16 protein-coding genes are annotated in these 21,181 nt (G+C 52.5%); all 16 read right to left on the reverse strand.

Annotated elements, in window-relative coordinates:
- Positions 1–19: 19 nt before the first annotated feature.
- On the reverse strand, positions 20–286 hold the full coding sequence (locus HKT17_RS13165) for a hypothetical protein (RefSeq protein ID WP_171100649.1): 267 nt from the start codon (positions 284–286) through the stop codon (positions 20–22).
- Between the two features lie 40 nt (positions 287–326).
- Positions 327–1,763, reverse strand: coding sequence for a pilus assembly protein TadG-related protein (locus HKT17_RS13170; protein ID WP_105027314.1), 1,437 nt, complete (start codon positions 1,761–1,763; stop codon positions 327–329).
- 160 nt (positions 1,764–1,923) lie between these two features.
- The gene (locus tag HKT17_RS13175) at positions 1,924–2,334 is read right to left on the reverse strand and encodes a DNA-binding transcriptional response regulator (protein WP_105027315.1); all 411 of its coding nucleotides are present in this window, start codon (positions 2,332–2,334) and stop codon (positions 1,924–1,926) included.
- Between the two features lie 104 nt (positions 2,335–2,438).
- On the reverse strand, positions 2,439–3,062 hold the full coding sequence (locus HKT17_RS13180) for an AAA family ATPase (protein ID WP_171100655.1): 624 nt from the start codon (positions 3,060–3,062) through the stop codon (positions 2,439–2,441).
- A 45-nt stretch (positions 3,063–3,107) separates the two neighbouring features.
- Complete coding sequence (locus tag HKT17_RS13185; RefSeq protein ID WP_171100657.1) at positions 3,108–5,402, reverse strand: penicillin acylase family protein; 2,295 nt, start codon at positions 5,400–5,402, stop codon at positions 3,108–3,110.
- Between the two features lie 252 nt (positions 5,403–5,654).
- On the reverse strand, positions 5,655–6,452 hold the full coding sequence (locus HKT17_RS13190) for a ParA family protein (RefSeq protein ID WP_105027318.1): 798 nt from the start codon (positions 6,450–6,452) through the stop codon (positions 5,655–5,657).
- Between the two features lie 12 nt (positions 6,453–6,464).
- Entirely contained in the window at positions 6,465–7,901 is a 1,437-nt protein-coding gene (locus HKT17_RS13195; RefSeq protein ID WP_171100659.1) for a coniferyl aldehyde dehydrogenase, read from the reverse strand.
- Positions 7,902–8,042: 141 nt separating this feature from the next.
- Entirely contained in the window at positions 8,043–10,382 is a 2,340-nt protein-coding gene (locus tag HKT17_RS13200; protein WP_171100661.1) for an efflux RND transporter permease subunit, read from the reverse strand.
- A 30-nt stretch (positions 10,383–10,412) separates the two neighbouring features.
- On the reverse strand, positions 10,413–11,585 hold the full coding sequence (locus HKT17_RS13205) for a WD40/YVTN/BNR-like repeat-containing protein (protein WP_171100663.1): 1,173 nt from the start codon (positions 11,583–11,585) through the stop codon (positions 10,413–10,415).
- Positions 11,586–11,655: 70 nt separating this feature from the next.
- Positions 11,656–13,023 carry a DUF1329 domain-containing protein gene (locus HKT17_RS13210; RefSeq protein WP_171100665.1) on the reverse strand — a complete coding sequence of 456 codons (1,368 nt, stop codon included), beginning with the start codon at positions 13,021–13,023 and terminating at the stop codon, positions 11,656–11,658.
- A gap of 27 nt (positions 13,024–13,050) precedes the next feature.
- Positions 13,051–14,814 (reverse strand): DUF1302 domain-containing protein, encoded by a 1,764-nt coding sequence (locus HKT17_RS13215; protein WP_240965970.1) that lies wholly within the window; start codon positions 14,812–14,814, stop codon positions 13,051–13,053.
- Positions 14,815–15,241: 427 nt separating this feature from the next.
- The gene (locus HKT17_RS13220) at positions 15,242–15,901 is read right to left on the reverse strand and encodes a TetR/AcrR family transcriptional regulator (protein WP_171100669.1); all 660 of its coding nucleotides are present in this window, start codon (positions 15,899–15,901) and stop codon (positions 15,242–15,244) included.
- A gap of 57 nt (positions 15,902–15,958) precedes the next feature.
- On the reverse strand, positions 15,959–18,103 hold the full coding sequence (locus HKT17_RS13225) for a CocE/NonD family hydrolase (RefSeq protein WP_171100671.1): 2,145 nt from the start codon (positions 18,101–18,103) through the stop codon (positions 15,959–15,961).
- A gap of 139 nt (positions 18,104–18,242) precedes the next feature.
- Complete coding sequence (locus HKT17_RS13230; protein WP_171100673.1) at positions 18,243–19,403, reverse strand: NAD-dependent epimerase/dehydratase family protein; 1,161 nt, start codon at positions 19,401–19,403, stop codon at positions 18,243–18,245.
- Between the two features lie 67 nt (positions 19,404–19,470).
- A complete protein-coding gene (gene cysC / locus HKT17_RS13235) occupies positions 19,471–20,046 on the reverse strand; it encodes an adenylyl-sulfate kinase (protein ID WP_171100675.1) in 576 nt (191 codons plus the stop codon).
- Positions 20,024–21,109, reverse strand: a complete 1,086-nt coding sequence (locus tag HKT17_RS13240; protein ID WP_171100676.1) for a TIGR03032 family protein — start codon at positions 21,107–21,109, stop codon at positions 20,024–20,026. Before HKT17_RS13240 ends, cysC begins: the two co-directional genes overlap by 23 nt.
- Positions 21,110–21,181 lie beyond the last annotated feature (72 nt).

A 21,181-nucleotide genomic window follows, 5' to 3' on the forward strand; every position in this document is an offset into this window, starting at 1 on the left:
TCAGATTGGTACGATCTTTTTATTCTTTGGTGTAGCCTTTGCTCAAGGGCAGCCACCACGTGAAACCAAACACCAGTGTTTTCAATACCACTTTGCCCACAGGAAGTTTGAGTGCGCGCAAACGGTTGATGGCCAACGGAATTTCAAGCACATGCGCCAGCAAGATGATGGCTGCAAAAATTGTGAGAAAGGGAACATGAAAACCCAGCAACCCGACCAATGGAACAATCAGCCAAAAAACCACCAAGCCCGCTTGAAGCCCGTACCAAACCCGTTGTTCGCCCATGAGTGTGCCCCACTTTTGTTGATGTAGGGGAAAGTGTAACTCAACGGGTCAGCACTGCCGTGTTGAAGCAATCCATGTTATCGACTTGAACATAAACTTCATTGGCTTCCAGCCCCAGTACTTCAAGAATTTCATCAAGACTGCTGCCCAACGAGTTCAAACCAGCCCGTAAAACCGGGTTAGTGGCGAGTACGTTGAGAATTCCGTTCAGGGCATTCACACCGGTATTCAAATTGGTCAGCAAATTGCCAACGCCCTGGGAAGCCTCAAAGCTGTAGGAAGTGGTCACGGTTGGATCTGGATAGCCCACCATGGCGATATCATTTGCGCTGCCACTGCCCACATTCGCATTCACTGTACGTTGCCCCAACAGAGGCAAAGAGGGCAAGCGCAGCGCAGCAGCGATTGGGGTCGAATCCAGATCAACTGCAACCGAAGAATCGGACTGAGGCAGCTTGCAGTCAATGTCTTTGATATCGACGGAGCCACCACCGGCAGTCACGGTTAAATCAAGCACACCAATTCGGCTCGAAACCGCAACTTGTTCTGTACGTGCCGTAGCGATTACTCTCCCATCCGTGTTCCGCTTGGTAGCGACAAACAACTGGGGGGGACTCAGCACTGAAACATTCAGGGTGTTACCCAAATTAAGGCGAATGCCATTCCCACCCACCCCACTTGCCGCGGCGAAGCTGGAGGCGAAGGCCAAATTACCCAAGCGAACCGAGGCGCCGGCAAACTCGGAGTCTCCACTGGTATCCGCGGACAATATTTCACTGAGCAAAAAGTCGACTGTGTCTGCCGGACCATTGCCAGGAATTGCAATGACTGGAGCCTCCGGACCTGCAACACTCAATGCAGCATCCAGCAGGCGGGCAGCGGTAACCTCGGTGTTCAATAAACGCGCCATGTCCAGTTGATCACCAGTTCCAAACACGCCCAACTCAACGCCCAATTGCAGCAAGTCCACCTGGGCGTTTGACGCCAACAGGCCCTGAAACCCCAACAAATTCAAGCGCAATTCGGTACCGATGGCGCTCATCAAGGGTGACAAACTTGATCCATTCAAATTCAAAGCCAATAAATTGGTACCCACCAAACCCGAGATCACCGGGGTGACAGTGGCTTCAGCCACGGCCACAACCGGTTCTGTGCCCAGAAACGCAGCGGGCACATTACGCACCAGACGCACCAACACGGAACGGTCGCAAGCGTTGGCTGGCAGCAAGGTATCTGTGCCCCTGACATTGCAATTGATCGAGATATTGTCAGTGCTGTCGTCAAGGCCATTGCGCCTTGCATAATCAACAGCCGCGGTGAAGCCTTGAGGGGCGTTGCCAATGTCGCTGGCAGCCGCCTTGGCGGCCAGATCAGCAATACGTTGCACTTCCTCCTTCTCCCACACCACTTGCCCCAAACCCAACACGGCCAAGGCACCCACGGTCATCAGCATGATGAATACCGTGAGAATGGTCATGGCTCCGCGCTGGCGGGACGACACTAAAACGGACCTGGAATGTTGTGTGGACATGTCAATGCTGCAATGGCGAACAAGCTTGATTTTGCATGAAAAACCATCAATTTGATATCCGAAGCTGGCGGGAAATCCGCATTCAGATCGTGTTTTCAGTACCGGCTTATTTGCTGTCTTTGAGGAACTTGCCAAGTATTCGTTTGCTGGGTTTGAGGCGACCAACCAATGCTTTGGCCACACTGGCGATGATTTCCATGGGAGCAGCCAGCGGAGAGGTTTGCGCATGCGCGCCCAGTTCAATCAAAGTGGCGGCGTCAATAACACCTGTTTTGCCTTGCAGCAAAACAACACCCAATTCGGGATTGTTGGCCTTGATTTGGTGAAGCAGCGGGGATTGACTGGCTTGCTCCGCATCAATCAACATGACTTTTACTTCATATTGATGAATTGAGTTTTCCGCGAGCTGCAAGCCCGGGCAGGACAGCACACGCTCGAACTGATTGGATGCCGTTAATTGAGCTTCCAGCGCCAAGCGTGAGTCCTTGTTTGAATCGACGATGAGCACCGTAGTCATTGCCCCCTCCCTTTGATGTCTGGAAGTTATTTAGCAATTAAGGTGCCAGAAACACGACGATGAAAAGGCCCGTTTTGGTGCAGGCCCTGATTTAGACCACGAGCTCAGGCCCTGCCGAGCATGGCCTTGATTTCCCGCCACAAACTGTCAATTTCCGCAGCCGATTTGGAATTCGGCGCGAATTCATTGACCGATTTACCCAAGCCGACACTGATCACGAAGTCGTTGCGCTCATGCACAATGGTGCGACAAATCTTGGCGGTGGCCTTGAGTTGTTCAAACACAATTTCAGGGGTGCTGCTGAACACAGATGCACCGTTGATGACCCAGGTTACTTTACTGCCAGCGTCTGATGCCCACTCTAGTGTGCTGCTCGCGCTATGAATATCCAGCGGACTGGCCTTGGTTGGAATCAATACAAGGTCGGCATGCTCCATGGCGTCCTTGACCCATTTTTTATCCGTGGGGGGCATGTCAATGAACACATAGTCATAGTCCTCGTCCTCAAGCTCGGAAAGCTCAATCACGATGTCATTGAAACCCACTTTTCGAACATCCGGATAATCGGCCTCCCGCAGTGAATCCCAAAAGCGGCTGGAACCCTGGGGATCCAGATCGAGCAAGGCCACTTTTTTCTTGCCTTGCTGGCTGGCCAAAGCGGACAGATTCAAGGACAGCGTTGTTTTTCCAGCCCCACCTTTGCGGCTGCTAATGATGATTGTTTTCATGGGTGGACATCCTGTGCAATAGGAAATTAAGGCAATATCGAGAATTTATTCTAACCTGCCTATGCAGTGGGGAAAAAGTTGTTCGATGCGGCTTGGCCGCAACGGCATTTGAATGCTTTGCCGGGTTTGCCACAACGGAATTTGATCGGTCAATAATTGGCTTCCCACCCAGCCGTCTTGCCCACCCAGCAGCACAAAATAATTTTCATCGGGATCGGAAAGGTCGGAGAGGTGCCGACTTTGAGAACCGTAGCTGGTCTCATCAAAACCCCGAATCAAGTTATGCGCATTTTTCATTAAGGTTTCCCGGGAACCCGCAGCAGGAAACGATTTCGAAGAAAACAGCTTGCCCAGCAAAGGCACATGCCCAAGCACATGACGCAAGCGGATTTTGTGCAAATTGCCCCAAAGTTGCCAATGCTGAGCCTTGCGGTTTGCCTCGTCTACACACAGCGACACAATTTTAACCCGCTCAGCGTCGGTGAGATTTTCAAGGTCTTCCATCAAACAGGCGGACAAATAAGACCATTGATCCATGAGGCTGGGTGTTCTACCCGCGTAGCGCAAAACTGACAGTTGCTTGACCAACGCAGCCAATAAAAATTCAAATTGAAGCGCTGCAAAACTGTCGGCGGTGTAGGCACCACCCCACAAATCAATTGAATTGCACAACACAGCCTGTTCACTGTTGCGCAAGTAGGGGCGGCAAAACTCGGCCAGTTGACTCGACAATTGATCGGCCAGCGGTGACGTAACATCCAATTGCAGTGACAGCAAAGCGTGTGGACTTAATCGCTTTTGAGAATTGAACAAGGCGCGCGCCCGCATGACGCGATCGTCACCATTGAACAGAAACCCCAAGCCGGTTACCTCTGAAGGCCGGTTGTTGGCAGACACAATAAAACCAGCAGCAGGGTTGATCACACTGGGGAAATCGCGGGCACACACCTGCACCGACCAGTGTTCACTGGCCATAGACTCGGCCAATACCCAATCGTTTTCCGGGAAACCAGGCCGCTTGGGCAAGGTGGCTGCCAACACATGGCCGATATTTCCAGCCGTGTCAGCCCCCAGCACATTGAGCGGAGTGACGCCCACGCCATGCATGGCTTGCTGCAACTGTTCGACCTTCTGCGCCTGCATGCCCTGCAAAAAACTGGTGATTTCATCGGTAGGCCAGTGCCCTGCCCAACGCAAAGCCAGGTTGTCTTTGCCGCACAAACGCCCCAAAGCCGCGCAGTCTGTAAGCACAGGGCCATGGGGGGAGAACCTGAGTTTTCGGGTTCGAGACCACGAAAAGCGGACCCGAATTTTTACCACCTGCTCGGCGGTGTTGTGCAAGGTGCTGTCGTCCAAACGCACCAGATCTGACGATGCGGCACGCAAATTGGTGCCGCCCCAAGCCAGGCTTGGGTTTCTCCCAAGGCCCAGAATGGGCACGCCCGGAAACATCAAACCCACACATTGGTAAGTGGGCGTGCGCAGCCCCACCATCATCCACACATTGGGCAAGTGCTGACCTAGGTGGGGGTCGTTCACCATGAGCGGCTTGCCGCTTTGGGTGCGTGTGCCATGTACCACGATTGAATTGCTGCCAGAACGGGACAGGCTGTTCAGGAACTCGCCAATTTGCTGGGCTGTGCTGGGCCTGCTGGAATTCGGACTGTCGAAACTGGTGGATACCCCTGCCCCCACTCGGCGAAGCCGGTTCCACCATTCAATGAAGTCACCCGACAGGCGATGCTCAATCAGCGAGAAATAAATGGGCCAGTTCACATCGGCACCAGCCAGCCGCCCAAACAGCAAGATATCCAAAGGGGTGTACGGTTCGGGTTGAATGCCCAAAAACTTTTCATCCACTCCACGCTTGCGCTGGGCTTGAACACAGTTCAACCCAGCCACAAAGCCTTCGACCCATTCCTGGCTGCTTTTGGGCATATTGGACCAAATCTCAGGCGCGGCACGGCCAAAATCGAGCAAACGAATGAGATGGTCCATGTCGACAAAGCCACGCCCACCCATTTCAGACAGGCGGCCTTGAGCCAGGCGCTTCAGGAACTGCAACTGTGGACCGCGTTGAAACTCTGTGATTGTCCCCAGTGCGAAAGCACCATCGCGGTCCGAACCAGAAAAAACGTAGGGCACAAAAAATTCGTTGAATCGAATGAATGTGCCCGCAGGGAACGGCAAGCTTAAAGCCTTGAATTGTTGCAACCGGTCTTCAAGTGTGTAGGTGGGATAGCGAACTGACAACCAGCCCATGGAGCTGGACAAACGGGCAAGCCCCCGTGCAAGTTTGCGAAGCAGGGGGTTTTGGGAAGGACCAAGGGATTTGAGCAAAACAGGTCAGGCTGAGGGATTGGAGATGGTCCTGAGGCGGCCCTTAAGAGAGACCGTAGGAAACCAGTTTCCCCAGGCGTTTCTGGAGTTTCTTCTGAAGGCGCTGTTGGCGGGCCGCTTTGAATTGCCCACCCAGCTTGTTAACCCAAACCATGGCTTGGCGCATTGAACACACTCACATTGAATTGACGTCGATGTATGAGTGTGCGGCCCTCAGGTTTCAGGGATATGACAGAAAGGGTTTGAAGAAGATTACGCCACTTTCTTTTTGCGCTTTGCAGCGGCCGCCTCGATCTCGGTGTGCATGGCGACAAATTCCTGGCTAAGCTTGTGCGCGGGCATGAAATGAATCATCGGCTTGGCCGCCTCGTGGCTTTCACGAATTTTGACGGAAGAAGACAAGCAGGTGTTCAACACCGGATGCCCCTCCTCCAGCAATTCAGCAACCAGTTTTTGCGGCAGGCTTGCGCGGGGCTGAAACTGGTTGACCACAATGCCCTCTACCTCAAGCGCGGGGTTGTGGTCAGCACGTATTTCATTGAGCGCATCCATGAGGTTATACAAGGCGCGACGAGAGAATTCATCACAATCGAAAGGAATGAGCACTGAATCAGCCGCAATAAGCGCAGAGCGCGAGAAGAAGTTCAAAGCGGGGGGGGTGTCGATGTAAACACGGTCATATTGACCTTTGAGTTCATCGAGCGCTTCGCGCAGCTTGAAAATTTTATAGCGTGATTCGAGCTTCACTTGTAGCTCTTCAAGTGCGGGGTGGCTACCCAGCAAATCGAGATTCTCATAGGGTGTTTCAACCACAAATTCAGCACTTTTTTTGGGGCGAATTTTGAAGTTCAAGGCTTGATCGAAAAAATCGGCGAGGGAGTATTCAAGGGGAGCCGAGCCGCGACCCATGATGTATTGGGTGCTGTTGCCTTGCGGATCAAGATCGATCAACAGGGTTTTCAAGCCACTGTTGGCCGAGATGGCCGCCAGGTTACTGGTGATGGTGGATTTGCCAACCCCACCTTTTTGGTTGAAGACCACCCGACGCATGCGCAATTCCCCTTAGACGATTTTTTTCAATACTGTAACAACTTTTTCGAACACTGTGCCATAGGGAGCGCGCAGCAGGGGCGCAGCATTGAATCTGGATTGCTCCAGAACAGGTTTAAGCTGGGACATGGCATTGAAACCCACCAAGCCGTGATAGGCACCCATGCCGCTGGCACCCACCCCACCAAAGGGCATGTGGTCGTTTAGCACATGCCACATGGCATCGTTCACAGTAACACCGCCAGACACGGTTTGGCTCAGCACCAGATCTTTTTCAGCTTGCTTGCTGACAAACAGGTAAAGCGCGATCGCCCTTTCTTTGGTTTGAACCTGAGTAACTGCCTCCTCCAGGGTTCGATAGGCAAGGATAGGCAAAATGGAGCCAAACACTTCTTCTTGCATGACTCGCATGTCGGGGTTTGGGTTGACCACGAGCGTGAGAGGAAACTTCTTGGCCGAAGGCTCAAAGACCTCGTGGGCGGGGTTGATCTCGATGATTTCTGCCCCCTTTTTTCGGGCATCTTCGACCAGGTCACGCAAACGGGCCATGTGCCTGGAGTTAATGACGCACGACACATCAGGGTTGTTTCGAATGGTGGGGTACTGCTTGTGGGAAGCCCGCTTCACCTCAGAAATAAAACGCCTGAGCTGACTTTCATGCACCATGGCGTAATCGGGTGCAACACACACCTGCCCGGCATTGATCATTTTGCCGTGGGCTGCGCATGCAGCGGCTTGCGCCACATTGCCGCTGGGCGCGACAATCAAGGGCGACTTTCCACCCATTTCAAGAGTAACCGGGGTGAGGTTTTCAGCCGCTGCCTTGGCGACCAAGCGCCCTACCCGTTGCGAGCCAGTGAACAACAAATGGTCAAATGGCAAACGCGAAAACGCATCGGCGACAGTTTCATCGCCTTCAATGACAGCAACATGTTCTTCGCCAAAGTTGCCTTCGAGCAAACGGGCCATCAACGCGGAAGTTCTTGGGCTGTACTCGCTGGGTTTCAGCATGCAGCAATTGCCCGCAGCCAGCGCTGAAGCCAGGCCTGCAAAACTGAGATACACCGGAAAATTCCAGGGTGTGATAATGCCAATGATGCCCAAGGGTTGGGGTTTGATGTACGACACCGACGGGCGAAGTTGCAGCGGTGTGGGCACTTTGCGTGCCTTCATCCACAAACCCACGTGTTTGCGACTGTGCCGGACAGCAGACAGGCTGCTGACAATGTCGAGCATGGTTGATTCGTGGCGGGAACGATGGCCGAAATCTTCCGACATTGCATCGAGCAACTCTTCTTCATTGCGAAGAATGATTTCTTCAAGCAAATCCAGGTTGCTGATTCGTTCTTGTTTGCTGGGGTGGGGATTGGCCCGGTAGGTTCGCTGTTGGCAATCGAACACATCCTGCAATCGTCCACTGACCAGTTGTAGGTTATCGACTCGATCCAACAATCCATTCTCCGTATCACTGAGATTCGATTGTGAGGGCGCCAACAGTTGTACACAACCCCCTCAAATGAACTGTGTGGAAAAGAAAAAACGGGCCGATAAAGCCCGTTTTTTCAATAACTTACAGCTTTCTTACAAAAATCAGGCTTTCTCGCCCCGGCGATCGAGGAAGTAGGCCAATGCCGGCAGGAATACCACTGCGCCCACCATGTTCCACAAGAACATGAAAGTAAGCAGCAAGCCCATGTCGGCCTGGAACTTGATGGGCGAGAATGCCCAGGTGGCCACACCGATACCCAGAGTAAGACCTGTGAATACAACAGCCTTGCCCGTGGATTTCAGGGTTTCAAAATAGGCATCGGCAAACGGCATGCCCTCTTTCAAATACTCCTCAAGCTTGCCGTAGATATAAATGCCGTAATCCACACCGATACCCACACCCAGCGCAATCACTGGCAAGGTAGCTACTTTTACGCCAATGCCCAGTGCAACCATCAGTGCTGAACACAACAGGGAAGTGAGTGCCAGGGGCGCGATGATACAAATAACAGTGCGCACCGAGCGGAAGGCCAGCCAAACCAGAATGGCCACTACACCATAAACCCAAATCAGCATCTCGGTTTGAGCACGTTCCACCACTTCATTGGTGGCTGCTTCAATACCGGCGTTGCCCGCTGCCAGTTTAAACACAGCATCACCCGTGTCGTTTTTGGCGATGAAGTCTTCGGCTGCTGCGACCACGCGCTTTAGCGTGTCAGCCTTGTGATCTTCAAGGAAAACAATGATTGGCATGAAAGAACAGTCGGAACTGAACAAACCGTCGGACAGGTTCATGCCACTGATGGTGCCGTTCAACACGAACTGGTTGCGGTTCAAAGCATTCCATTTCAGGTCGCCCTCGCTATAGGCGCTGATGACAAACTTGGAACGATCGGCCAATGAAATACTGCTTTGTACCCCGGGTACCTGCTCAATCGTCCACTGGAACAAATCCACAGCCGCCAGCGTGTTGTACTTGATACAACCGTCCATCTCGGTTTCAACCATGACCACAAACACATCAGTACTTGTGGAGTAGTTGTCGGTGACGTAGGCGTTGTCCAGGTTGTAGCGCGAATCGGCGCGCAGCTCGGGGGCGCCTTTGTCAAGGTCACCAATTTGTACATTGGCATTGCCCCACAGGCCCACGGCCAACAAGGCCAGGGCAACTGCCAATGCACCTTTTGCCATTTTGGCTTGCGCAAAACCAGCCAGAAAGTGCCACAACTTGTTGCTGCCAGACTCGTCTTGCTGAAGCTTGGCAACCGCTTTCTCGTCGACACCGGTGTAGCTCATGATCAGCGGCAACAACACCAGGTTGGTAAGAATGATGACGGCCACACCCACCGAGGCTGCAATTGCCAAATCGCGAATCACAGGAATGTCGATCACCATCAGGGTCGCGAAACCGAAACCATCGGATACCAGCGCAGTTAAACCGGCAATGTACAAACCACGGAAAGCCAAACGGGCTGAGTCTAACCTGTTGTGCCCTTCACCCTGCTTGTGAGCGATGGCGCCCACAATTTGAACACCATGGCTTACACCGATCGCGAAAACGAGAAAAGGCACCAACATGGAATACGGGTCAAGCCCCATTCCCATGGCATTGAGCAAGCCCAACTGCCAGATAACAGCCGTGATTGAACAGGCCAGTGTGGCCAATGTGCTTTTTACACTGCGGGAATAGAAAAACAACATGACCAAAGTGATGAGCACCGCGATGCCAAAAAACATCACCACCTGGGTTGCACCCTCGATGAGGTCACCTACAATTTTCGCAAAACCAGTGACCCGGATTTCAATTTTGTCGGAATTAAACTCATTGCGAAGTTCGGCTTCAATGCGCTCGGAGAACTCTTTGTAGTCCAGACGATTGCCGGTCTCAGGATTAATTTCCAGCAGCGGCAGGTAAACAATCGTACTTTTGAAATCGTTGCCCACCAAGCGACCGATTTGCCCGGAAAGCTCAACGTTCTGACGGACCTGAGCAATGCTTTCTGCATCACCGTTGTAAGTGGCAGGGATCACCTGCCCGCCTTCCAGACCTTCCTCAGTCACCGAGGTCCAGCGGGTATTCGCTGTCCACAACGACGCCATTTCCGGGCGATTGACACCAGGAATGTAAAAGGCTTTGTCGGTCACCTGCTTCAGGGTTTCAAGGTACTCGGCATCAAAAATATCGCCTTCCTTGGTTTGTACCGTGACGCGCACCACGTTGCCAAGGCTGGTCAAGTCGGCCCTGTTTTCAAGAAAGTTGACCACATACTCGTGGTTGGTCGGAATCATTTTTTCAAAGCTGGCAGCTACTTTCAGCTGAGTGGCCTGCCAGGCCAGCACGATTGTTGCGATCAGCATCAGCAACATGACCAAGGGTCGTTTACTGAAAATCAATCGCTCGGCCAAAGGGGCTTTGGTTTTTGTTGAGTCTGGAGAAGTCATTGTTGTGTTGCGTCCGTGTGTTGGGTCCGTTTATTTGAATTCAGACAGGGGCAAGGTTTTGAAACCACGCAGACCCGCCAACAGAATTTCTTGGTCGTTCAGTTGCACCACGCTGGCGGAGGGCAACTTGTCGGCTCGACGAGTGACTTGAATGGAGCGGAAGTCGTCTGTGCTGCGCGCTAAAATACCGCGCGATCCCACTACCACCATCGAGCCATCAGCCAACACAGTAGCGCCACTGAAAGTCTCTCTCAATTTGGTGTCCACTTCTTCCCACTGATCGCTACCGAATGGCAAGCGGAATGCGTGACCACGCAGGCCGACAGCGACTACAGTGCGAGTATCGGGCGCTTCCAGCAATGCAAACACTGAACCATCGTAATCAATTTTTTTGCTGGTCCAGGTTTCGCCTTCATCGGCGCTCACCAACACAGTGCCTTGCTCGCCAGCCACCCAGATTTCGCCAGTTTTGGAAAGCAACATGGTGTTCAGATGGTAATTGTTGGGGTTGCTGGTTCGGTCGCCCAAGTAGGTCCAGCTTGCGCCTTGATCTGTACTTTTCAGCAATTGGCCGTAAGCACCTGCCACAAATACATTGCCGTTTCCATTCACAATTACATCCAGCAGCGGCTTGGATGGGCCAACCTCAAAATCGCCTTGTGCCAGATCAAGGGTAAACATGGCTTCTTCAGCGGCCACCTCAAGCGCCTCGCGCACATCGGCGGGTGCGTTTTCGGGCAGATTATCCACTTGTTCTTGCAGCGCATCTGCTTTGGCTTGAACAATGTCGAGCACAAACTGGTTAATGGTTCCACCGTCGATCAACTTGACCCAGTTCACGCCACCATCTTCAGTTTTCAGCACCACACCATCATGACCCACCGCGTAGCCCACCGCATCGTTGGCAAAGGCCACCGAGGTCAAAGTGACTGAAACAGGCACTTTGCCCGCAGTCCAGGTTTGTCCGTTGTCTTCGCTTTTCAGAACCTGACCAAACTCGCCCGCTGCAAACAGGTTTTTGCCGACACGCTCTACATCAATCAGCAATGAGCGGGTTGCATTTGCGCTAGGAATTGCAGGAATTTGAAGCAGATCAACCTTGGCAGTAGACAGACTGCCATAGGTAATTAAACCCGCGCACAGCAAGGCGCCCATTAGCAGCGTAGAAGCCGCTTTGTTGGAAAAACGATTCCGGAGAAACATTGAAGATCCTTTGAAATTAAAAAAGGCTACAAAGGGACCATGCCCCCTTGTAGCCTGAACTTACCCGCGATTACTGAACGCCGAGTCGACGCAGGCCGGCCGGTGTATAGTTGGCGCGGTCTGGCGTGAAGTCGAATACAAACGGCTGTTCTGCTTCATTGGTCAAACCAATGGTCAGGTAACGGCCAGACTGCAAGTCGTACAAGGCTTCAGCAGCGTAGAAAGGAACCATTTCGTTGTAATACTGAATGTTGTGGGCTTCAGCAACGCGCCACAATGCACCTTTGCCATCGTAGTGGTCGATGATGGAGGCTTGCCAGTTGTCTTCGTTCACGAAGAATACGCGCTTGGCGTAAATATGGCGTGCATCGTTCTTCAAGGTTGCTTCCACTTCCCATACACGGTGCAACTCGTAGCGCAGGTTCTCCGGGTTCATGTGCAGAGGTTGGTGAATTTCCTTGTAAGTCAGCTTGTTGTTGGCCAAACGGTAGGCGTTGTACGGAATGTACATTTCCTTCTTGCCCTTCAACTTCCACTCGTAACGGTCTGGTGCGCCGTTGTACAAGTCGTAGTTGTCGGTTGTACGCAGGCCGTCAGCCGCTGTTCCCGGTGAGTCGTAGGCCACTTGGGGTGCACGGCGTACGCGGCGTTGACCAGCGTTGTACTGCCATGCACGGCGCCCTTCTTTCACTTGGTCCAGTGTGTCGTGCACCAGCAGTACGTTGCCGGAAACAGAAACCGGGCTCTTCAGGATTTGATAGAAGTAGAAGTTGATGTTTTCATCTTCACCTGCCTTGTAGAAATTGGGCAGGTTGCGAGGGAACACCAAGGTGTCTTCAATGCGGTTGATAATGAAGGTGCCATCGCGCTCCACTGGTACCTGAACGAAATCGCGCTTGGCTGCACCGCCACGATAACGGGTCAAGTGATTCCAAATAACCTCAACACCATTTTGTGGAATTGGGAAAGGAATGGCCTGCTCAAAACCAACCACGGAGTTACCGTCGTTTTCAGTTTTTGCGTTGGTTGCGTTTTTCTTGGCGGCGTCCAACACTTTCTTGGGGTAAGCCGTGGTGCGGTGTGTTTTATACACATTCATTTTGAATGTGGGGTACTTTTTCAGCATTTCCAGCTGACCTGGTGACAGGTTGGCTTTGTACTGCTCTGCGTTTGCACCAGTGATCGTGAACAATGGCTTTTCATTGGCGAATGGATCCACCAAGTGTTGCCCTGGCTTGTAGCCTGCTGGTGCCTTGGTCAGGCCGCCGGTGTAGGCAGGAATGGTACCAGCGGCATTGCCCGCTTTTTCGGCACCAAATTCAGTCAGGGTTGTGCCCAGCTTTGCCGCTTCTTGCGCGCTGACAGCCGCTTGCGCGGTGCCAACGGCAAACAAGCTTGCCAGAGCCAGTGCTGTGAGTTTTGTTTGAAACTTCAACATAAAAATTCCTCCAGTGTGTCTCTGTTCTTAGAATGAGTAAGATGCGCTCAAAGAGATGAAATCGCGGTCGCGAAGTACATCGTAATCAGCTGCATTGGTGAACGTGGTGTAGTTGATTGATGCACGGGTGTTGGCATCAAATTCAAAACCCAATCCCAAACCAACCGACTGCCGGCCTTCGTTGAAGGCCTGACCGGGCTCAGGTGACCAGCCATCGACATCGTGTGACCATGCGATGCTTGGCACTAAATCCACGCCCATGAACACATCGCGGTAAGTGGCTTGGGTGCGCATGCGATAACCCCAAGAGAACTCCGTGACGAAGCCGTTGAAGTCGCCTGTTTGTGTGGCCGAACCAAATACAGGCTGACGGCCATAACGGATACCGCCGTTCCTAACATCGGGCAAACCGTCTACAAACACCGCAGCGACTTCACCGACGAACACAACCTGACTTGAACCCAAAGCACGGTCAAATGTCTTGATGAAGGTGTTCTGAATTTGCGTGACGTCGAAACGATCAAAACCATTGACGATCGAATTCAATGGAGCATTGGCTACGCGCTGGTTTAGCGCTGTTGGCACGGTTGCTCCACCTAAGGCGCCTGCCAATGCATTGGAGTTACCGTTAGTCAAACCGGCACGCAACAAATCCGTCGCATTGATCTGAATCGGCAGGTCTTGCACCAGTGATGCCTCACCGGACCATGCCCAACCGCCAACGTTAGTCGCAAAACTAACACCAAATACTTTTTGATCTTCTGGGTAATCGATCACATAGGCTGAGTCAGACAAGGGGCCAAAAGTACTGTTGGGGTTGCTGCCTTTACTCAAGCTCGCCAAGGGCAGGCGTGTGTGATATTGCATTGCATACACACCGAGTTCAGCATCCAGCGACTCAAAGTAACTTCTCAAGGCCAAACCAAACTGACCACCATCGTCAGGTTGACGATCCAAAGTCCGATTGATAAAGAAACCAGCTGGGAAGTTCGCTGAATCTGTCAAAGCAGGCTGGAAGGCCAGACGATCACAACCGTCGGCAGCAAAGTCTGCCCCAGAAAAGTATGTACCACATCCCTCGGGAACTGTTTTGCGCCATTTCAACTGAACGAAGCCTTCCAGACTGGTAGTGTCAGTCAAACCAAGGTTCGCATACAACATTTCAGCTGGCGTGAAACCTTCCTTCAGTTCAGCGCCGGGGCGGCGGAATGCTGATACGTCAACTGTATTCAAGCCAGCGATCGGACTCAAAATAAAAGTGCTTTCACCCCAGCTAACAACTTGTTTACCCAAACGAAGATCTAGTGGCATGCCACCTACATTGGTGTTGATATAACCAAATGCGTCCAACAAATCAATGCCATCAAAACGCGCGTACGGGTGGAATCCGCTGTCCTCCAGTTTTTGGTTTCTGGCATTACCTGTTGGCTCATGACCATGAAATACTTCGTCGTTGTTCAAAGTGTGGTCATAAAACCATTTGACGCGAGTAAAGAAGCCGTAATTGTCCTTCTTCAATTCAAAGTCGTGAACGCCTTTAATAATGGTTGAGAATGGATCGCCTTTCTCGAAGTTCAAATTGCCGTCATCGCCCGTATTGGATGCGCCAGTTCCGCGCAATCCTTCAGCATTAGTATTACCCGGGGAATACAGAGTGCGGTCTGCGCCCTGGATACGAAAGCTGGTACCCACGCTTACGGTGGAATTTACGCTAAGGTCGAAATCGCCAACTTGAAAATTGGCAGCCTGTACAGGCATTACAGCCGCGGCTAATACACCTGCCGCGATCATGTTGCGCACGGCAACGTGTGTTCTTGTTTTAGTAAAAGAATGTTTATTCATGTAGCCCCCAAATAATTATCGAGTCAGCAGGCGCAATGCACCTGCAATTGCCGAACAGCCCCAGAACTGAGGATGTCGGAAAATCAACTGAAAAATCGAATAGTTGTTCCGGCCTGCAACAGGCGCGAACCAACCTTATGGGGAACTTCGAGAACCTTGAGAAAAATAAGACATGTCACCTCCAGTAATTGCACCTTGATTGATGCTTTTTGCTAATTTTTTGCTTAGTGTAAAGCAGCTTTCCAAAAAATAAAACCGTAATTACAGTTTTAATAATTTAGAGCGCCTTATCTAAAAATGTACCACCGGAGTAACATGAAATGTTGCGCGAATTGTCAATACTCGCAATTTAGTAGTAATTTCACTACAAGGCTTGTCAGGACTTGATTCCGAGATATCGGCTTACCACATTCTGAATTCGTGTTTCAAATTCTTGAGTGCGAAATTTGATGGGGCCCGCATCGCGCAAGCGGGCATTGTGCAAGGCACCGTAAACCATCTGAATGGCAAAAGCCAAGGCCCGCAACGGGTCTGGGTGAACGGTGCTGTCGATGTGTTGCAACAGGGGCTTTGAAACCGTGGTGATAAAACCAAAACCCACATCCCTCATGGGCGTGGATTCGATGAAGCCTTTGGATTCCCGAATGAAAGCTTCGGTCAAGATTGAGCTGTATTCGCCCTGAAAAATACCTACAAGAAAACTGACTACTTCGTCGCAAATCAATTTGCCTTCCACGCCAACCCAGTTGCGGTCGTCAAACTGGCTGGCGGCGCTCATCAGCAACTCTTGGCAGCTTTCGGCGATCAAGGCGTCAAAGTAGCTTTCTTTGTCTTCAAACCGGCTGTAGAACGAACCCACGGTGCAACCCGCTTCAGTGCAAATGTCCTTGATTGAAATTTCCTCAAGCACGCGGGTGTGTAAAAGCTTGCGCCCTGCTTTCAGCAGGTCGTGCCGCTTTTGAAGGCTGCGCGCCTGCATGGCTGGGCGTACACCTTGGGTATTTTCTATAGCTTCAGCTTTGGCTTGGTTTTTCACTGGAAATAAGAGCGCCCACGTGGAGTGGGCGCTGCAAGTAATCGGTTAACAGCCGGATTATGGCATTAAATTTTGCAATGTGGGTAAATTCAAAGTGCCACGCAGCGCCACCAAAGGGGTGACCAGGTCGCGAGAGGCGGTTGCCAAATATTGCGGGTGATAGCCGTAAACCAGCAGGCCCAGTGTTTCGCCTTCAGCCAACCGTTCAGCCACGCCAGTCAATTCCACATGGCGCTTGCCGAAACCGCGAATGGGCGTCACCTGATCATCGATCAAGCGCCATGCTCCATTTCGATTCACGCCCAGCCCGACGAACAACATGGGGTCGCAGCCTGGCTCAAGCCCAGCCAACCCAATGGGCGACATGGCTGTTGCTGAATAGATTTGACTGCACAGCGGATTCATCAACATGTCAACCGGTGCCGCGATTTCAAAGGTCGCAGTTGGAATACCTGCCACCACATTAACACCAGCGGGCAAGTCGATGGGCATGACCGCGGGTGCAAACGGATAACGCAAAATACCAGTGACCGCACTGGTGAGCACATTCAATGGATCCGCCCCTGGCGTGAAATCGATTGCCACTGGCTGGGTATTGCTGTTGGTCGGCTGGCCCTTGGCTTGTGGACCCAGGTTGCTGAAGAATGTGTTTTCGTTCACCCACACCGCGGCGTTTTCACTGGCTGTGCCTTGGCCCACATCGTCATTCAGGCTTAGGCAAACTTTGCCTTTGTTCGCAGCCAAGGTTGTGAAAGCATTGGACTCGCTGGCATTTTTAATTGCAGCTGCCTCTTGGGGCGTAAACAACTTTTCAACCAGGAATGCAAATTGGGCCTCGGGAATGCTCAGGGCACCACAAGCAAAAGGGCCACCTGGCTTCTGGAACTCAATTTCATTGAGACCGTTTTGTGCGCCCTGCTCGGTCAAGTCAGCCAAACCGGGGACCATCGAAGGCGACAGAGGCAGAATGTGACCACTTTGGTGGGTCAGCAAACGTACATCCCCTTTTTTGCCTTTGTCATCCTCAAGCGCGCGGTAGCAGCTGAAATTGTGGAATGCGTCGTTGAAGTTGAACAAAGTGTCCCGAAAGCCTTGCGTGAACAAGATATCGACTGGATCAGGTGTTTTCTGGGCCAGGCCAGGCGTGACTTCGCTTTGAAGGAAGGTTTGTGCACCAGCTGCTTCAGAGTCGCACCAATAACTTGGACTGTGGTAACGGAAAAACTCCAGCGCACCTTCCGGAAAACGATTGGCGGTAGCGCCACGCAACAGGGTTTCGCGAATTAAGTTGTCTTGCCCACTGGTTTGCAAGGCCATGGGGTCGCCTGCTTGCAACTTGGGGCTTAGTGAGCCTGATTCGCCACCGGCCACCAACAACAAGGCCCAGCCCGACTTTACAGTGCCAGTGGGTTTGATATTGCCTTCGGCGGGTTCAAAGTTTTCGACACCATAAGCGCCGCCCGGGTTCAAGCTGTAGCGCAGGTCATTCCATGCAATGTCGGGGGTAAGCGCATCCAGGCGTTTCAGTGGATCAATGTTGTGAATCAGCAATTGATAGCCACCACCGTAGCTGCCACCCGTGGCACCAGCCACCATGTTGAATTCACGATTGCCCGCGGGTTTGGGCGAACTGGCGTAACGCAGCCAGTCCAGATTGGCCTCGGCCCAGTCGAGAATTTGAAGCAAATCCTGACCTTCAAAATCTGGATCAAGAACACGAACTGAACCGCCGCTTTCACCAAAGCCGCGCTGGTCAATACTGATTACTCCCGCACCGGCCTCGATCAGGTCACCCATAATTCCCCGCGGGCTGCTGGCGCGTGAACCGCCGTAGCCATGGCCTTCCAGCACCAATGGGTTGCCACGTTCGCAGTTGAACTCGGCAGGCTCAAACACGGTGAATGCAATGTTGTGGCCGCTGGCCGACTGCAAGTTGACGCTGTATATTCCACCACCTTCGCGGGGCTCTTCACTGCTGGCGCTGCAAGCGGGGGCCGTGAAATCACGGGGGGCTCCCTCGAAATCTGGGTTATTGGCATTCACCAACACCACCACGGCTTGCTCAACTTCTTCGTTGGGGTTCGTGGGGTTGTTGGGGCCTGCAACCCCCGCCGGGGTGTCGTCGCTGCCACAGGCTGCAAGGCCCAAGGTGGCGCCCAAAAGGGCGACAAGCAACAGTTTGCTGAAGGGTACTACGGTCATGAGTGTCTCCTGCCATCTCCGCCCCGTGTAACTTGGGCATTGTGGATTTGTGTTTGTATCCACTTGTTACCGGGAGATGACAGGATTTAGATGCACCCGAAGTGTCGCTAAGCCGACACTAAGTAGCCCTACACCCGATTTATACCTGATGGTACATACGATACCATGTGGCAAATTCGGCAATGCCTTGCGCCAGGGGGGTGACCGGCCGGAATTGTGTGGCCAATTGCAACGCACTGACATCGGCACAGCTTTGGCTTTTCTCCAGAATTGGCCCCGTGATGTATTCCTTGATCGCGGTTTTGTCCAAAGCATGTTCAAGTGCTGCTATCAATTCTTCAATCGACACCGGCAAGCTGTTGCCCACATTTAAAATTCGCCAGGGCGCATTGCTCGTGGCCTGATCTGGGGCTTCAACCAGCCACACCGGGTTCGGCTCGGCCGGGGTGTCGCTGGCGCGCAATACCGCTTCAACCAAATCGGAAATGTAGGTGTAATCGCGGGTGTTGCGGCCGTCGTTGTAAATTTGAATGGGCTTGCCTTCCAAAATGCGTTTGGTAAACGCAAACAGCACGGAATCGGGCCGACCCCAAGGACCGTACACCGAGAAAAACCTTAGGCCAGTGGTGGGCAAGTTAAACAGGTGGCTGTAGGAGTGGGCCATTAATTCGCAGGCACGTTGGGTGGCTGCATCCAGGCGCTGCGGGTGATTGGCGCTGTCGCGCTCGCTCATGGGTTTCTGAAAACCCGCGCCGTACACGGCATGGCTGCTGGCGTAGGTTAGGTGGTGAATCTTGAAATGGCGGCAGGCTTCCAACAGCGACACAAAACTGTTGATGTTGTTGTGCACGCATTCGGCGGGTTTGTCTTGCGACAAAAATTTGTCGGTTTGACCCGCCAGGTGAATGACGCGCTGAACCTTGTAAGTTTCAAGGCATTCATGCAGTTGAGTGCTGTCGCAAAGGTCGGCACGCACAGTGTGGTATTTCGAACCCGTGGCCTTGGCGATTTCATCCAGCATGGTCAAGCGCTCGCGCTTGAGCCGAGTGTCGTAATGGCTGTTCAGTGAATCAAAACCGATTACCTTGTCGCCGCGTTCCAGCAATGCCTTGGCCGTGTGAAAACCGATAAAACCAGCATGGCCGGTGACCAGCACAGTTTGCTTCTGGCGAGCCTGTTTCACCAAGCCAGGATCAACCGCCTCAAGCTCGGCCAATTCTTCGGTTTGCAGTTCTTCGGTTTTTGGGGCTGCATTTTTAAGCTGATCCGGGGCCGGGAAGGCCTCCATTTTGATTCCCATATTGTTTCTGCGTGCGGGGTGGAGGAACCTAACCTTACCCGAAACCGATTGATTGTCAATTGGCTTGTTAATTCGCTGAGCGCCTTTTCAATGCGGGTTCCAACATGGCGAGAAGCCTCTCAAGGCAGTCCGAAACACTGAGTGCTTGAGTTTGCAGCACCAAGTGCGGACTCCCTGGTACCTCGTACGCAGCGCTGATTCCGGTGAACTGCGTAATGTCGCCGCCGCGCGCCTTGCGATACAGGCCCTTGGGATCGCGTTGTTCGCACACCTCCAGAGGCGTGTTCAAATACACCTCAAAAAACTGATCTTCATTGAACAAGGAACGTGCTTTGTTGCGGCTTTCTGCCTGCGGCGAAATAAGCGACACAATTACCACCAAACCAGCATCAACCATCAATTTACTCACCTGCGCTGTGCGCTGTACATTGGTGGCACGGTCTTCTGGCGAGAAACCTAGATCGCTGTTCAAACCAAGACGCAAGCTGTCGCCATCCAGCACGGCAGTGTGAATACCCTTGCGACGCAAAGCATCGTCAAGCGCGAATGCGAGCGTGGTTTTCCCCGCACCGCTCAAGCCGGTGAACCACACCACGCATGCGGCATGCCGCTTTATCAATTCATGCTGGCACGGGGAGCTCATTTTGCGCACAGGTGATCAGTTGCGGGTGTTGGGCTTCATCCAGGTTCATGATCACCCCATTTTGACAATCTGGAATGACAACGGTATCAAAAAACTCGCGTGCAGCACCTTCAAAAGTAACCGCTTGAATAACCTGGCCTGTTTTCAAATTAACGGCGATCAGTTGGCAACGGTCTGGCATTCGCAGCGCTTTCAAGCGATCATGCAAGGGGAAGTTGGGTATGTAGCCATCGTGCCTCGGTTTGCTGATACCAAAAATTGCATAATCGCCAACAAAGCTTAAACCCCGACCATACCCACCCACGAATGCAATGCAATCATAGCGTCCGCTTGCCAGGTCAATACGCCCTATTTCGCCAGCACCGCTGTTTAAAACATACAACTCGCCGTTGTACAAACGTGGGCTGTGTGGCTGAACCAACCCGGTGCACACGGCCTCTTGATCGCTTGTTGACCAAACCTGCCCACTGTTGAATGGCAAGTTGCGCCAACCTTGTGGCTCGGCGGTTGCAGCAAACATGCTGACGTATTTCAATTCACCTTGGTCCATACAAAGACCATTGAGGTGGCAACAATCCTCGGGGGTTAATTGGGTGATGAACTTGGGTTGCCACACGGGCTTGAAGCTGTGTACCGGGCTAAGCGATGCAACACAACCGTAGCGCGCTGCGACAAACAGCGGCTGCCCATGTTGATCAAAATCCAGTTCATGGGTATCCAGGTCGCCCGTGAAATGAATACTGCGCGGGCTGTAGCTACGCTGGTAAACCGGACTGGACACTTGTGGGTGAGCCAGTAAATCGTAATACAGGCGAATGTCTGTTTTACAGGCCACCGCCAGGTGGTTGCCATGAATGGCCATGCCCATGCACAGGGGAAACTTGACCACATGAAAATTCAAACTGCCAGAGTTTTGCGCACTCAACACATGCAAGTCGCCCATGCTGCGTGTGCCCAACAAAACTGTGAAACCGAGCTGTTGCTGCAACGCCACCCACTCGGGATCACAATGCACTTGCGTATGCGCTAAAGGGTTGGTTGGCTGAACAAGCTGGTTTTGCACTGTCGCACCTTCGTTTGAAGAATGATAGGAACAGAACCAGATTATTCGAGCCTGAAGGTTTCGCCTTCACCC

This window comes from Limnobacter sp. SAORIC-580 (genome assembly GCF_013004065.1).
Classification (GTDB): Bacteria; Pseudomonadota; Gammaproteobacteria; order Burkholderiales; family Burkholderiaceae_B; genus Limnobacter; species Limnobacter profundi.

What these genes read in the sequence shown, in the direction of transcription:
- HKT17_RS13165 (WP_171100649.1), bottom strand. Translation starts at nt 286, where the DNA reads ATGGGCGAACAACGGGTTTGGTACGGGCTTCAAGCGGGCTTGGTGGTT.
- HKT17_RS13170 (WP_105027314.1), bottom strand. Translation starts at nt 1,763, where the DNA reads ATGACCATTCTCACGGTATTCATCATGCTGATGACCGTGGGTGCCTTG.
- HKT17_RS13175 (WP_105027315.1), bottom strand. Translation starts at nt 2,334, where the DNA reads ATGACTACGGTGCTCATCGTCGATTCAAACAAGGACTCACGCTTGGCG.
- HKT17_RS13180 (WP_171100655.1), bottom strand. Translation starts at nt 3,062, where the DNA reads ATGAAAACAATCATCATTAGCAGCCGCAAAGGTGGGGCTGGAAAAACA.
- HKT17_RS13190 (WP_105027318.1), bottom strand. Translation starts at nt 6,452, where the DNA reads ATGCGTCGGGTGGTCTTCAACCAAAAAGGTGGGGTTGGCAAATCCACC.
- HKT17_RS13200 (WP_171100661.1), bottom strand. Translation starts at nt 10,382, where the DNA reads ATGACTTCTCCAGACTCAACAAAAACCAAAGCCCCTTTGGCCGAGCGA.
- HKT17_RS13205 (WP_171100663.1), bottom strand. Translation starts at nt 11,585, where the DNA reads ATGTTTCTCCGGAATCGTTTTTCCAACAAAGCGGCTTCTACGCTGCTA.
- HKT17_RS13210 (WP_171100665.1), bottom strand. Translation starts at nt 13,023, where the DNA reads ATGTTGAAGTTTCAAACAAAACTCACAGCACTGGCTCTGGCAAGCTTG.
- HKT17_RS13215 (WP_240965970.1), bottom strand. Translation starts at nt 14,814, where the DNA reads ATGATCGCGGCAGGTGTATTAGCCGCGGCTGTAATGCCTGTACAGGCT.
- HKT17_RS13225 (WP_171100671.1), bottom strand. Translation starts at nt 18,103, where the DNA reads ATGACCGTAGTACCCTTCAGCAAACTGTTGCTTGTCGCCCTTTTGGGC.
- HKT17_RS13230 (WP_171100673.1), bottom strand. Translation starts at nt 19,403, where the DNA reads ATGGGAATCAAAATGGAGGCCTTCCCGGCCCCGGATCAGCTTAAAAAT.
- cysC (WP_171100675.1), bottom strand. Translation starts at nt 20,046, where the DNA reads ATGAGCTCCCCGTGCCAGCATGAATTGATAAAGCGGCATGCCGCATGC.